We start from the raw sequence: 13,546 nt of genomic DNA, 5'->3' as shown, positions 1-13,546 counted from the left end.
CTAATTCTGTTTTGCTTCTACGAATTTATTCAAAAGCAAGATATCGATCAAAGTAATCACAACATCAAAGACCAAGAATTGAAGAATCGTAGTGGCATAGTTAATATCCTGGCTGTTGACCATAAAAGGACTAAACTTTCCTAAGACTGAAAAGATAATTGTTGCCGCATGGCCTAAAATCCAAATAATCGCAATAATTACAATTACTCTAATAATAAAGGTCCATACTTTACTTGAGCCACCTGGCAAAAAATCAATAATGCTGCGGCTTGCTAGGTTAAGCAAACTTACAATTGCGTACCAAGCATAGCCAATAAAAATGATTAGCAGCAAACTTTCGAGCATTGTTTGCCAGTCTCTTGCTGAAAGATGGATTCTAGCCTGACCTATTGCTTTGCGCACATCTTGATCAGACAACATCGGCAAAAGGGTAACGATTATCGTGACCGCTTCTAAAATTCCTAACCAAATATAAGTTAAAAATGCTGTCCCAAAATTGCTAAGCAAAAACTTAGTATCAGTTACCGGAATCAAGCGCCAAGTTTGACTGCGATTAATTTTTTCATTCTTGATTGAAGAAATAATCCAATAAACAAAATCAGCGATAAATGACGTTATCAGCATCATTACTGCAAATACAGCGAGAAAAGCAACAATCACATTGACAGAACTAGTATCTTTTCCATTAACAAATTCTGGTGTACCATTTTCCGAAACAAAACCAATAATTGTAAAACATAAACTAGCAAAGGCTTGAATTAAGAAGATTAAATAGACTGACTTGCTTTTTTCTTGAAACATTCGATTAAACAATGTGTTAAAACTAGTCATTATTCATCATCCTCATCTGCATAAAAACTTTCATAGTATTCTTCGATTGACTTATGCGTTTGACGAATATCATCTGCTGATTTATGTTCCAAAACCGTATGATTTTTCACAATTACTACTTCATCAAGTAAAGATGAAATTTCATTGACAAAGTGATCTGAGATTAAAATCGTTGCCTTTTCATCTTTCCACAAAATGATGGAATTAATAATTTTCTTTCGAGCCATTGCATCAATCCCACCAAAAGGTTCATCAAGTAAATACAAATCTGCTTTACGAGCAAATGTTAAAGCAATAATCAATTTTTCACGCATTCCTCGTGATAACTGACTCAACTTCATTTCAGGATCTAATTTCATAAACTTACGCAGCTCATCGAATTCATTCTCATCAAAATCTTGAAAAATCGTTGCGTAAAATTTAACCACTTCCTTCATCTTTGTTGAATCGCTGAAGCCAGTTAAACCATCAGTAAAAGACAACTTAGCCTTTCTTTCTGCCTCTTTTGTTGCCCCCTCTAAATTAATTTCGCCTTTGTAATTCTTAGCTACACCGGCAATAATTCGCATCAAAGTGGTCTTACCAGCACCATTTTCACCAAGTAAAGCAACAATCTTGCCAGGAGCTAAATTCAAGTTCACATCTTGCAATACTTGCTTCTGATTTTTCTTATAACTTACATCTTTAATAGCTAATAAATCATTCATTCTGATCCCCACCATTTTTTAAATAATTCTCTAACGTTGAAACTAACTCGTTTCTTCCTATTCCAAACTTTTCCATATTTTGAACAAACTGTTCTAATTCATTATTAATTAATGACTGCTTGGTTTCGGATAATAGTTTAGTATCTTCAGTAACAAAATTACCTTCGCCACGTTTAGTATAAAGAATACCTTGACTGTTCATCTGTTGTAGTGCTCTTTGCACGGTATTAACATTAACGGTTAATTCTAGAGCAAGTTTTCTAACAGAAGGAATCTTCTCACCAGCTGTTAACTTGCCTAAAGCAATTTGACGATACAAGTATTGTTCAATCTGAAGATAAATAGGAATATTATCTTTAAATTCCATTTACTTAGCTCCTATTTTACACTGTATTATTAATCTATTACACTAACTATAATACTCACTTTAGTCACTTTTTGCAAGGGCTAAGTTTAATCACTTTGTTTCACAAGTTCATAAAAGTTAAAAGTACAACAAAAAGATAGTCTATAATCCTATAATGACGGTAATTATAAACTATCTTTTATTTTTAATAGTATTAGTGCATAATTTTTATTTATTAACTATGTTTACCCTATTTCCTAATCTATCAATAATCTCATATTAGATCAGAAATAGAATTATTGATATTTTTAGTCAAAAATGTTTCACTTACTTAGCTCTTTCAGCGTTTAATTCAGCCATTTTAATCATGACATCGACCGCTTTCCACATAGACTCAAGAACTGTGTATTCATAACGACCATGCATGTTTTCTTCTCCGGCAAAAATATTAGGACATGGTAAGCCCATATAAGTCAATTGTGAGCCATCTGTACCACCACGAACCGGGTCTTCGTTAATTTCAAGACCTTCTGCTTTATAAGCATCGCGCGCTAAGTCAACGATGTCCATATGTTTCTTTAATTCATCGGCCATGTTGTAATATTGGTCCCACATTTTAAGTGTAATTCGTTCAGTACCGAATTCATCATTCATTTTCTTAACGATTGACTTAACCAAATTCTTCCGCTCTTCAAGCCCATCACGTTCAAAATCACGAATAATATAATCTAAGTGAGCATTATCAACAGTACCAGCAAAATTCATTAGATGGAAGAAACCTTCGCGTCCATCGGTATGTTCTGGGCGATCGTGTTCTGGCAGTTGATTATGAAAGTCAATTCCAACTTGAATTGCATTAATCATTTGCCCCTTAGCAACAGCTGGGTGAACATTAACTCCCTGAATATCAAGACTAAATTGTGCCGCAGAGAATGTACCCCAATCTAACTTACCAGGAGCTTCACCATCAACAGTAAAAGCAAAGTCAGCACCAAAGTCTTCAACATCAAAGTGTTCAGCACCAGTACCAATTTCTTCATCGGGAGTAAAGGCCAATCGAATCTTACCATGCTTAATCTCTGGATGATTCATTAAGTATTCCGCAAAGGTCATTAATTCAGAAACACCACACTTGTCGTCCCCACCAAGCAAGGTATCGCCTGAGGCAGTAATTATAGTTTGACCCTTGTAATTCTTCAAGTGTGGAAAGACCTTTGGATCAAGGTAAAATTCTGAATCGCCTAATTGAATTTTGCTTTCACCATCGTAGTTCTTATGAATTTGTGGTTTAACATTTTCTGAATTAAAGTCAGCTGTATCACTATGTGCTAAAAAGCCCATTACCGGAACATCATAGTCAACGTTTGAAGGAATTTCAGCAATTACACTACCTGCTTTTTGGTTGTAATGAATGTCACTTAAACCTAAGTCTTCAAGATCCTTCATAATGACATTCTTTTGGAAGTTTTCTTCTCTTTCAGTTGATGGAAAGCGATCTGAGTGTTCGTCAGAACGCGAATTAACTTTAACGTACTTTAAAAATCTAGGTAACAAATTAGGATATTCCATATATAACTCTCTTTCTAATTAAAATAAGTCTTGAAATGGATTGGTAGAAACCTCGGAAAGCTCAATTCCAACATTCCAGTTATTTTCTTCATTCCACTTTTTAAGTCGATCATAGACCTTGTACTTAAATAGTTTTTCAGTATAATGACCAGGATCAACAACAGTTAAACCAGATGAAATCATATCATGGCCTACATGATAATAAACATCCCCAGTAATAAAAGCATCTAAATGGTCATCTAAGGCTCTAGTCCAATATTTACCACCATCTCCGCAAATAAATCCTACACTGGTAATTGGCTTTTCATTGTTTGCAGTAATCAGACGTGCCATTTTAATTTGCATTTTTTCTTTAACATAATAGGCAAAATCATAAGCAGTCATTGTTCTAGGTAACTTTCCTTTTCTACCCATAGCAATTCCATCATCATCCAGACAAAATGGTTCAACATCTTGCAGACCTAATTCCTCTGCTTGCCAATCAGCAGATCCATCTTGGGCTTTATCTGAATTAGTATGAATTGAATAAACAGTAATTCCATTCTTGATAATATTGCCATACATTGCGTTTTGTGCATTCGCAAAATCCAAATTTTGTGCTGGTCTAAACATTACAGGATGGTGACTAACGATGAAATCAACCCCTTTTTCAACAGCTTCTTCAACTACCTGGGGACGTACATCTAAAGTAGTCATTACTTTGGTAACATCAGCCTCCATTGATCCAATTTGCATACCAACAGGATCACCTTGTGAAGCAATGTTTTCCGGAAAATCTTGTCGCAAGCGCGCAACAATGTCTTTTACTTTGGTCATTTCTCCAATTCCTCCTTGATTAATTTAATATCATGATCTACTTCATTGATTCGATCTTCGTCTTTTTTTCTTGCTTTATTCAAATTAACCAGCAATCTTTGATAATAAGCGAGTTGGCCTTCCCATTTCTGATAAAAAACTGGATTCTTTTCTTGTACAATAAAGGGGCCAAAAAAGATTTCCTTTTCAGTCATCTCATGCTTTTCTTCAGTTAAGCTAGCCTTAATTAATTCATAAGTATGCCCAGCCTCTGCAATTAATTTTTCTGAGATAATCTTATAATTATGCATCATCAGCCAATTACGTACCCCTGCTTCGCCTATATTAGGTTCTAGTACCAGAGTTTTAAATTGTGCATCTTTGCTCCAAGCTCTATCAAGAATATCAGTCATTAACTTGCCGCCCATTCCGGCAATCACAACTGTATCAATCTGATCAGCATGAGTAACGGTTTCTAACCCACTACCTAAGCGAGTTTCAATTTGCTCGGTTAACCCAGCTGCTGCAATATCATTTTTAGCATTTTCAAGAGGGCCCTCTGCAACGTCACTAGCAATTGCATAATCAATTTTGCCATTTTTTACTAATTCAATTGGCAAGTATGCATGATCAGTTCCAATATCAGCCACTCGACTGCCAGGATCTACCATCTTTGCCAACGTATTTAATCTTAAATTCATGTTTCCTCCATAAAAGATATGGTTAAACAAATTTTAGCATATTTCATAGTCTTATTTTGCTACTATTTGATATAATCGTCACAGAAAGCGGGTTTTTTACATGAGTAGAACAGAAAATGTCACATTAACTAATATGTGCATGGTTAAAAACAAAGATCAGGTTTTAGTTCTTGATCGCAACGATCCGGTCTGGCCAGGACTTACTTTTCCTGGTGGTCATGTTGAATCGCATGAATCTTTTCATGATTCTGTCGTCAGGGAAGTCAAAGAAGAAACTGGATTAACGATTAGTCATCCTCAATTAGTTGGTGTTAAACAATTTTATGATCACAATGATGAACGTTATTTAGTATTTTTCTACATAGCTGAACAATTTTCGGGTACCGTTAAAGAATCAGACGAAGGTAAACTAACCTGGATGAGTGCTAAAGAATTGAAAAAGCAAAAGTTAGCTTACAATTTTGATCATGATTTACCAGTATTTTTTGAACAAACAATTAGTGAACATATGCTTGACGGAAAGCGAGATGAGCTATTTTAATGAAAAAAACTGAAAGTAAGTTTGCACTTTTAGCTGCTTTAATTGCTATTTTAGCTTTTGCCTCTATTCCCTTATGGCAAAACAATCTGAATAGTTTACGACCACAAACTCACACGGTTAAGAAAAAGAAGACTGCTAAAAAGAAAAAAGTCGTTCATGTTACTTGGGGTTACCCTTTTAAGAAGCTCTATGAAAAGAAAATCAAATTTAAATCTGGACAAAAGTTTGGTGAAACTGACGTCATTCGTCGAGTCTATCCTAGCAAGAGTTATTTTCATGATGGCTATGACTTCGGATTTAGTGAAGTTGGACATTCTTCCGTATATGCTGTGCATGCAGGAACTGTCCATCGTGTTAAATACGCCCCAGGTTTAGGACTTTATATTTGGATTATTTCCGATGATGGCTATGTTGAAGTTTACCAGGAAGGCTTCCTCAGTATTACTGATATTTATGTTAAAAAAGGTCAAAAAGTCAAGTTGGGACAAAAAATTGGTAAACTGACCGGCTCTCACATTCATTTAGGAGTTACTAAGACAGATAAAGATTACATTGATAAAAAGCATGATAATACGCCATGCAAATACTATTGGAAAGATAATGGCACTTGGTTAAATCCAATGAAAATCATTGAAGATAATCTAAGGGCAGCAGGTAAAGATCCAGTCCAATAAAAAAGAGCTAAGTAAAACTTAGCTCTTTTAATATAGATAATTATAATTAATCCATGAAATCACGTAATTGATTTGAGCGACTTGGATGACGCAACTTACGTAATGCCTTAGCTTCAATCTGACGAATACGTTCTCTGGTAACACCAAATACCTTACCTACTTCTTCCAAAGTACGGGTACGACCATCATCAAGACCAAAACGCAAACGCAAAACATTTTCCTCACGATCAGTTAAAGTCTCAAGTACTTGTTCAAGTTGTTCCTTCAACATTTCGTAAGAAGCGTGTTGTTCTGGACTAGTTGCATCCTTATCCTCAATAAAGTCGCCTAAGTGTGAATCATCCTCTTCGCCAATAGGCGTTTCTAATGAAACAGGTTCTTGAGCAATTTTTAGAATATCACGTACTTTATTGGTTGGCATATTCATTTCTGCACCAATTTCTTCTGGTGTAGGTTCACGGCCTAAGTCCTGTAACAATTGACGTTGTATCCTGATCAATTTATTAATTGTTTCGACCATGTGAACAGGAATTCTAATTGTACGTGCTTGGTCAGCGATCGCACGAGTAATTGCCTGTCTAATCCACCAAGTTGCGTAGGTTGAGAACTTAAAGCCTAGACGATAATCAAACTTATCAACGGCTTTCATTAGTCCCATATTACCTTCTTGAATCAAATCAAGGAATGACATACCACGTCCTACATAACGCTTAGCAATAGAAACTACCAAACGAAGGTTGGCTTCGGCTAATTCTTGCTTTGCCTCTTCATCCCCGGATTCAATTCTTTTGGCAAGAGCAATTTCTTGATCAGCAGTAAGAAGTGGTACACGACCAATTTCCTTCAAATACATCCGCACTGGATCATTCATGCGTACGCTTGATGGAGCAGACATATCCTTTAATTCAGCCTTTTCAACATCCTTTTGTTTCTTTAAGGCTAACTTTGAAGGATCACCGTTTTCATCAACAATGCTAATACCATTATCTTCAAACTCTTGTACTAGTTGATCTACAGCCTTGCCTTGTAAGTTATAAGGCTTAATCAAACGAGCAGTGAAATCTTCTTCAGTGATCGACTTATCTTTCTTTACGTCTTTTACGACTTGCTTAACCATCTTATCCAAAGATAGTTTTTGTGTAGTTTCTTTTTCTGCCACTAAAAAGCCTCCTTATTAACCTAAGATCCGTTTTAATCCAATAATCTCCTGAGTGATTGCAATAATTCCTTGTGCATCATTTTTGCGCTTAGCATCCTGTAATTGAGCTTGAAGCTCATTCAGCCTGGAATAGATGTTGCGTCTTTTTAATGCTAGAACCAAAGCATCAACTTCTTGAATTGTAGAATCTTTTGGCATCTGTGCCATTTCAGCATCTACTATTATACCTTGAAGTTGCTCAGGAATAAAATCTAAGAACCCATCAATTTGTGGATTTTCATGAGTTTCCGCATATTTTAACCAATCCTGTGCCAGAGTTTCAAAATCCTGATTAGGAAAATGAAATTGCCCTTCTAACATATATTTTTGAGCATCAGTTGAATGAATAAATAAATACAAGAGTCTGGTCTGACTAGGATTTTTTTCAACTACTGACTGCTCTGTAGGCACGTCTTCATCACCAGGTAAAGGTACGTCTATCGGATAATCAGGTGAATTTCTTTGAGAATTACGTACATGATTGCGTGCCCGATTATTTCGCCGTCTTTCTTTAGCAAGATTTGCCTTTAACGAAGCAATAGAAACCCCACTAGACTTCGCCAATTTTTCAGTATACATATCTTGCTCAACTGGATTGCGCACTTGTGCAATTTCTTTTACGGCCTCACCTAAATAAGCAATCTTTTCACGGTCATTATCTAAGTTATATTTTTGTTCCAACCGTTTTAAGAAAAAGTCAGTCGGCGTTAAGGCACCTTTGACTTCTTCCAGATACTTCTCAGCGCCATATTTTTTGACGTATTCATCAGGATCTAGTTTTTCTGGTAAAACTACAATTCCTAAATTAAAATTGCCATCTTTATTAAACATACGTGCAGCACGTTCTTCGGCATGGACTCCTGGATCATCTCCATCATAATTAATAATGATATTAGGAGTAATACGTCTCAACAAATATATTTGGTCATCTGTTAAACTAGTTCCCATTGAGGCAATTCCCGATTTCACCCCTGCTTTATATGCTGCAATTACATCCATATAACCTTCATATAGAACTAAGTGACCTTCACCACGAGCTGCTTTCTTTGCTTCTGCAAAGTGGAATAATACCTTTGACTTGGTAAAAATCTCCGTTTCAGGACTATTCATATACTTAGCTTCGGTCTTATCATCAGAAATTCGTCTACCAGAAAAGCCTATCGTTCTCCCATTTTCATTATCCAATGGAAACATCAAACGGTCACGAAAACGGTCGTATAACTGCCCATCCCTAGCTTGAACAAATAAGCCACTTTGTGCTAGATCATCATCTTGATAACCTTTACTACGTAAATAAGTAATCAAAACATTATCAGCCTTAGGTGCATAGCCTATCTTAAAATGATCTAATATTTCTTGATCTAGTTCTCGCTTTTGAGCATACTGCATCCCCCGTTCACCGGCTTTAGTAGTCAAAAGCACACGATGATAAAAATCAACGGCATCCTGATGCATTTGCATAAGTGGATTTAATTTTGTTCCACTATTATGACCATATCCATTAGGCATAGCAATATGGGCAAACTCAGCTACTCGCTCGACGCTTTCGGGAAAAGTTAAATCATCCTTATACATCAAGAATTTAAAAACATTTCCACCCTTACCACAACCAAAGCACTTAAAAAACTGCTTATCAGCATTTACAGTAAACGACGGAGTTTTTTCTTGATGAAAAGGGCAAAGACCAATATAGTCTTTGCCTTTTTTCTCAAGCGAAACGTACTGACTGATAACATCAACAATATTGACGTTACTGCGAACCTCTGAAATAAAATCTTCAGGAATCCGTCCAGCCATATGAATCACCCTTTTTCTATCTAAATTAACTACTTAATAACTAACTTGCTTAAGTCACCTAAACGATCTGCTAATTCATTAACTGCATATAATTGTGCTAAGCGGTTATTCTTGACCTTTTCGTCCTTAGCCATGATCATATTAGTTTCAAAGTATTGATCAATCACTGGTTGCAGTTGAACAAAACCTTGGTAGAGATCAGCCAAACTTTCAATATCTTGCAAGTTTTGAACGCCAGCGTAAAGTTCTTTTTCACTGTTATCATCAAAGAGACTTTCATCAACAGCAGTATTACTCTTAAATTTAGCCTTCTTTAAGATGTTATCAATTCTAGTCAAACTCTCAACTACTGGCTTGAATTCTTCATCATCATGGTGAAGTTGCAATACAGTAGCTGCTGCTAAAATTTGACTTGGATCTTGTTGACTTGAAGCAAGAACAGCATCAATAATATCATACTTGAAGTCATTCTTTTGTAAGTATTGCTTGACACGATCACGAATGAAGTCTGCAATTTCCTGGTCAGCATCACTCTTAGGTAGCTTAGCTGGAGTTACACCATTAAGCATACTAATGATTTCTGGTAAAACTTCGTTAAATGGTAATGACCACTTCTCATTAAGTAAGATTCTTACAATACCATATGCATAACGACGAAGTGCGTATGGGTCATTAGATGATGTAGGAATCATTCCTGCACCAAAGAAGGTTACAATTGTATCAATTTTATCAGCAATTGATAATAATGAACCAACCGTAGTTTCAGGAAGTGGACCTTCAGCAGTGGCAGGCATGTAGTGTTCCTTGATTGCAACTGAAACTTCTTCGTCCTCACCTGCAAGACGAGCATAATGCATGCCCATTACACCTTGAAGTTCTGCAAACTCACCAACCATTTGGGTAACTAAGTCAAACTTGTAAAGTTCACTAGCACGGTCGAAATCCTTGACTACATTCTCTGGTAAATCCCAACGCTTAGCTAAGTAATCACCAATCATGCGAACACGTTGCATCTTTTCAGCCATTGAACCAATCTTATCGTGGAATGAAACATTCTTAAGACGATCAACAAAATGACTAAGTGGATACTTGCGGTCTTCATCATAGAAGAATTGAGCATCGTCCAAACGAGCAACTAAAACTTTTTCATTACCTGAAATAACATTATCAAGGTAATCTTTATTTCCGTTACGAACAGCAATAAAGTGATTAATTAACTTACCATTTTCATCATAGACTTCAAAGTATCTTTGATTGTCTTTCATTGAAGTAATCAGCACTTCATCAGGAATCTTCAAATACTTTTCATCAAATGAACCAGCAAATACAGTCGGATATTCTACTAAATAAGTAACTTCTTCGAGTAAATCACGATCTGGTTTAACTTGCCAGTTGTTCTTCTTAACTAATTCATTCATTTGACGAACGATCATATCTTTACGTTCATCTGCATCAGCAATTACAAATTGATCTTTTAATGCATCTTCATAGTCATCAGCATTAGCCAAAACAACTGAATCGCCTAAGAAACGATGGCCTTGAGTTTTACGACCTGCAGTAATATCCAAAATCTTAACGGGAATTACATCACTGCCAAATAATGAAACAAGCCAGTGAATTGGACGAACAAACTCAAAATCATTTGAATCCCACCGCATCTTAGTAGGGAAAGTCATCGCCTTAATGATATCGCTCATACCAAGTAAGATATCACTAGCTTTCTTACCTTCCTTTTGAACGTGAACATAAGCGTATTCAGTACCCTTAAGTTCTTCAAAATAGATATCGTCTGTAGTCATTCCTTGGCCACGAGCAAATCCTTGAGCAGCCTTAGTCCAATTACCATCTTGATCTTGAGCAATCTTCTTAGCTGGACCTTTTTTAACTTCATCAATATCGTCTTGCTTTTCAGCCAAATCTTCAACCAAAATAGTCAAACGACGTGGAGTTGAAAAAGTCTTAATATCTTTAAATTTCAAGCCATTTTCTTTTAAAAATTTTCTTGTTCTGTCAGCTAATTGCTTAACGCTGCGTGGTACAACGTGAGCTGGCATTTCTTCAGTACCAATTTCAAATAAATAATCTTTAGCCATTTTCTACCCCCGCCTTTTTGTCTTCTGCACTTTTAAGCAATGGGAAGCCACGTTTTTCACGTTCTTCGACAAATTTGACAGCAACTTCATGCGCAAGATTTCTAATTCTTGATAAATAACCAGCACGTTCAGTAACTGAAACAGCACCACGAGCATCAAGCAAGTTAAAAGTATGTGAACACTTCAAAATATAATCGTATGCTGGGTGAACCAAATTCTTATCTAATAAACGCTTAGCAGTTGCTTCATAAATATCAAAGAACTGAAGCAATTGTTCTTGATTTGATTCTTCAAATGCATATTTAGAATGTTCATATTCTGGTTGCTTGAAGATATCACGATAAAGAATGCCATTACCCCATTCAAGATCAAATACTGAGTTAACATCCTGAATATATGACGCAAGGCGTTCAACACCGTAAGTGATTTCACTCATAGTTGGCTTAACATCTAATTCACCAACAACTTGGAAGTATGTGAATTGGCTAACTTCCATACCGTCAAGCCATACTTCCCAACCAACACCAGCACAACCCATAGATGGGTTAGCCCAGTTATCTTCAACGAAACGAATATCGTGTTCCAAAGGATCGATACCTAAAACTTTCAAACTGTCTAGGTAATATTGTTGAATATCCTTAGGAGCTGGCTTAATAACAACTTGGAATTGGTGGTGTTGGAATAACCGATTAGGGTTTTCACCATAACGACCATCTGCAGGTCTTCTAGAAGGCTCTACATAACAAGCTGCCCATGGTTCTGGACCAACTGCACGAAGAAAAGTGTAAGGACTCATTGTACCCGCACCCTTTTCAACATCGTATGAAGGCATAATCATACAACCTTTGGAGGACCAGAATTGTTCCAGCTTAAAGATCATATTCTGAATATTTAATTTCTTATCTGCCATTTCCTTTAATCTCCTCCTGCGCTAGGCCATAAAAAAAGCCTATGCAAAATTTTGCATAGGGACGAAATATTATCGCGGTTCCACCCTAATTCAGGAAGTATCCTTCCTGCTCTTAATTGAACAATATGACTAGAGGTGCCTTTTCCTAGATGTCCTCACACCGACCGACATTCGCTGAACTAGTACTTTTCTTAAATCCTCATCATCGTCAAATACGTTTTTATTTTAACACATGGGTCATGGTAAAACCAGATTTTTACTAACTAAAAAGTTTTAATTCATCTAAAAATTTCTTAGTCTTTAAATTTAGGCCTATCGTTTCATGGTAAATACGATCAATCGCTTTTCTAGTAGCCCTCTTCGTTTCTTCATTAATTTTAATATCGCCTAATCGCTCAATCGGTAATAAGCCAATTGTTCTAATTACAGCAGTTTCTTTTGGCTTTAAATGCATTCGGCTAGTGACTGTACTAAAATGATCGCTACAAATAACTCCACCCATTTTAATCGAATAATCAAAAACGCCTTTTTCCTTACCACAAATAACACAATGCTTTAGCTGTGGCTCAACACCATATGCTGCTAATATTTTCATCTGCACAATTTGTGTAATCATTTCTGCATCAACGCCACTATCTATTTTTTTTAAAGCAAATAAAGCTAAATCATAATATTTACCAATTGGCTGATATTCTACAAAGGCGTGATCAATTAAATCAAAAATAAAAGAAATATAAGCGTTCTTGGTTAAATCATTATATAAGCCATCAAACTGCCTTGCCTCTTTATATGTGCGTAAATTACTTAAGCCCTTTCCGCTCGTATAAATTACGTAAGTACCAATAGAAAAATTTAATGTTGCTGCACTTAATCTTGATTTAGGCCTCAGGGCTCCTTTAACAATCAGAGTCATAATTCCATCTTGTTTAGTCATAATTTTGGCTAATAAATCTGCTTCCTTATATTTCTGCCTTTTAAAGATAATACCCTGAACTTCTTTTAGTTCACGTGCCATATCATGACTCCTTTAGTATGTCAACTACCCTAGACTGAAGTCTAGGGCTTGGTGGCTCGTTAGCTTGCGCTAACCAGAACACCAACTTGCTTAGATACGGACTTGACTTACCAGCAGTAATCTTTTGACTATTGCCGATAGAGGTCGTCTAATTACCAAAGCCTTTTAAGTCCGCGAGTTGCCAGCGGACTGCAGCCTAGCTTAGGCTGCTTTTTTCTTTTGTTTTTGGACTCTGCTACTTGCCTAATCCTTTTTCTAAGATGTTCACTGCCGCATTCCAATCACGAATATGGTGCGTTCGACAGATTGGGCACGTCCATTCCCGATCCTTAAGGGTTAATTTCTTATAACCGTTTTGGCCCATAATAC

Annotated in this window: 14 protein-coding genes; 2 read left to right on the top strand and 12 right to left on the bottom strand. The window is 36.3% G+C overall.

The genetic code is table 11. The features are described from left to right. The 6 genes from CP363_RS05480 to CP363_RS05455 all read right to left on the bottom strand — a co-directional run bounded on the left by CP363_RS05480 (position 1) and on the right by CP363_RS05455 (position 4,949). Positions 1–831 (bottom strand): ABC transporter permease, encoded by an 831-nt coding sequence (locus CP363_RS05480; RefSeq protein ID WP_089143294.1) that lies wholly within the window; start codon positions 829–831, stop codon positions 1–3. Further along, complete coding sequence (locus CP363_RS05475) at positions 831–1,538, bottom strand: ATP-binding cassette domain-containing protein (RefSeq protein ID WP_098035975.1); 708 nt, start codon at positions 1,536–1,538, stop codon at positions 831–833. The genes CP363_RS05480 and CP363_RS05475 overlap by 1 nt, the downstream gene beginning before the upstream one ends. Then, positions 1,531–1,905, bottom strand: coding sequence for a GntR family transcriptional regulator (locus CP363_RS05470; RefSeq protein ID WP_013086421.1), 375 nt, complete (start codon positions 1,903–1,905; stop codon positions 1,531–1,533). Before CP363_RS05470 ends, CP363_RS05475 begins: the two co-directional genes overlap by 8 nt. A 306-nt stretch (positions 1,906–2,211) precedes the next feature. Beyond that, positions 2,212–3,453, bottom strand: a complete 1,242-nt coding sequence (gene pepT / locus CP363_RS05465) for a peptidase T (RefSeq protein WP_098035974.1) — start codon at positions 3,451–3,453, stop codon at positions 2,212–2,214. Positions 3,454–3,471: 18 nt separating this feature from the next. Next, the gene (locus CP363_RS05460) at positions 3,472–4,269 is read right to left on the bottom strand and encodes a Nif3-like dinuclear metal center hexameric protein (RefSeq protein ID WP_060462354.1); all 798 of its coding nucleotides are present in this window, start codon (positions 4,267–4,269) and stop codon (positions 3,472–3,474) included. Further along, a complete protein-coding gene (locus CP363_RS05455; protein WP_057726804.1) occupies positions 4,266–4,949 on the bottom strand; it encodes a class I SAM-dependent methyltransferase in 684 nt (227 codons plus the stop codon). Before CP363_RS05455 ends, CP363_RS05460 begins: the two co-directional genes overlap by 4 nt. Positions 4,950–5,049: 100 nt before the next feature. On the opposite strand from CP363_RS05455, the gene CP363_RS05450 reads away from it, so the two are divergent. Together CP363_RS05450 and CP363_RS05445 are read left to right on the top strand one after the other, a co-directional pair. Then, positions 5,050–5,490 (top strand): 8-oxo-dGTP diphosphatase, encoded by a 441-nt coding sequence (locus CP363_RS05450; protein ID WP_098035973.1) that lies wholly within the window; start codon positions 5,050–5,052, stop codon positions 5,488–5,490. After that, positions 5,490–6,164 carry a M23 family metallopeptidase gene (locus tag CP363_RS05445; RefSeq protein ID WP_013086425.1) on the top strand — a complete coding sequence of 225 codons (675 nt, stop codon included), beginning with the start codon at positions 5,490–5,492 and terminating at the stop codon, positions 6,162–6,164. The genes CP363_RS05450 and CP363_RS05445 overlap by 1 nt, the downstream gene beginning before the upstream one ends. Before the next feature lie 46 nt (positions 6,165–6,210). Here the strand turns inward: CP363_RS05445 and rpoD are convergent, their stop codons facing one another. The 6 genes from rpoD to CP363_RS05415 all read right to left on the bottom strand — a co-directional run. Beyond that, on the bottom strand, positions 6,211–7,323 hold the full coding sequence (gene rpoD / locus CP363_RS05440) for an RNA polymerase sigma factor RpoD (protein ID WP_005719716.1): 1,113 nt from the start codon (positions 7,321–7,323) through the stop codon (positions 6,211–6,213). Positions 7,324–7,338: 15 nt separating this feature from the next. Further along, positions 7,339–9,159, bottom strand: a complete 1,821-nt coding sequence (gene dnaG / locus CP363_RS05435) for a DNA primase (RefSeq protein ID WP_013086426.1) — start codon at positions 9,157–9,159, stop codon at positions 7,339–7,341. 29 nt (positions 9,160–9,188) lie between these two features. After that, a complete protein-coding gene (gene glyS, locus CP363_RS05430) occupies positions 9,189–11,252 on the bottom strand; it encodes a glycine--tRNA ligase subunit beta (RefSeq protein ID WP_068812882.1) in 2,064 nt (687 codons plus the stop codon). Beyond that, positions 11,245–12,162: a glycine--tRNA ligase subunit alpha gene (glyQ, locus tag CP363_RS05425; RefSeq protein ID WP_005719721.1), complete on the bottom strand. Its 918-nt coding sequence runs from the start codon at positions 12,160–12,162 to the stop codon at positions 11,245–11,247. Before glyQ ends, glyS begins: the two co-directional genes overlap by 8 nt. A gap of 259 nt (positions 12,163–12,421) precedes the next feature. Continuing rightward, positions 12,422–13,177 carry a DNA repair protein RecO gene (gene recO, locus CP363_RS05420; protein ID WP_060462357.1) on the bottom strand — a complete coding sequence of 252 codons (756 nt, stop codon included), beginning with the start codon at positions 13,175–13,177 and terminating at the stop codon, positions 12,422–12,424. Between the two features lie 235 nt (positions 13,178–13,412). Continuing rightward, the coding region (locus CP363_RS05415; protein ID WP_143468713.1) for a zinc ribbon domain-containing protein at positions 13,413–13,546 on the bottom strand (134 nt) is incomplete at its 5' end.

Origin of the sequence: Lactobacillus sp. UMNPBX12 (assembly GCF_002553955.1) — a bacterium.
Taxonomy (GTDB): Bacteria; Bacillota; Bacilli; order Lactobacillales; family Lactobacillaceae; genus Lactobacillus; species Lactobacillus crispatus.
This window is presented reverse-complemented; position numbering and strand designations above follow the sequence as displayed.

Excerpts from the sequence above, each read along its gene's own strand:
- CP363_RS05480 (WP_089143294.1), bottom strand. The coding sequence starts at position 831 with ATGACTAGTTTTAACACATTGTTTAATCGAATGTTTCAAGAAAAAAGC.
- CP363_RS05475 (WP_098035975.1), bottom strand. The coding sequence starts at position 1,538 with ATGAATGATTTATTAGCTATTAAAGATGTAAGTTATAAGAAAAATCAG.
- CP363_RS05470 (WP_013086421.1), bottom strand. The coding sequence starts at position 1,905 with ATGGAATTTAAAGATAATATTCCTATTTATCTTCAGATTGAACAATAC.
- pepT (WP_098035974.1), bottom strand. The coding sequence starts at position 3,453 with ATGGAATATCCTAATTTGTTACCTAGATTTTTAAAGTACGTTAAAGTT.
- CP363_RS05460 (WP_060462354.1), bottom strand. The coding sequence starts at position 4,269 with ATGACCAAAGTAAAAGACATTGTTGCGCGCTTGCGACAAGATTTTCCG.
- CP363_RS05455 (WP_057726804.1), bottom strand. The coding sequence starts at position 4,949 with ATGAATTTAAGATTAAATACGTTGGCAAAGATGGTAGATCCTGGCAGT.
- CP363_RS05450 (WP_098035973.1), top strand. The coding sequence starts at position 5,050 with ATGAGTAGAACAGAAAATGTCACATTAACTAATATGTGCATGGTTAAA.
- CP363_RS05445 (WP_013086425.1), top strand. The coding sequence starts at position 5,490 with ATGAAAAAAACTGAAAGTAAGTTTGCACTTTTAGCTGCTTTAATTGCT.
- dnaG (WP_013086426.1), bottom strand. The coding sequence starts at position 9,159 with ATGGCTGGACGGATTCCTGAAGATTTTATTTCAGAGGTTCGCAGTAAC.
- glyS (WP_068812882.1), bottom strand. The coding sequence starts at position 11,252 with ATGGCTAAAGATTATTTATTTGAAATTGGTACTGAAGAAATGCCAGCT.
- glyQ (WP_005719721.1), bottom strand. The coding sequence starts at position 12,162 with ATGGCAGATAAGAAATTAAATATTCAGAATATGATCTTTAAGCTGGAA.
- recO (WP_060462357.1), bottom strand. The coding sequence starts at position 13,177 with ATGGCACGTGAACTAAAAGAAGTTCAGGGTATTATCTTTAAAAGGCAG.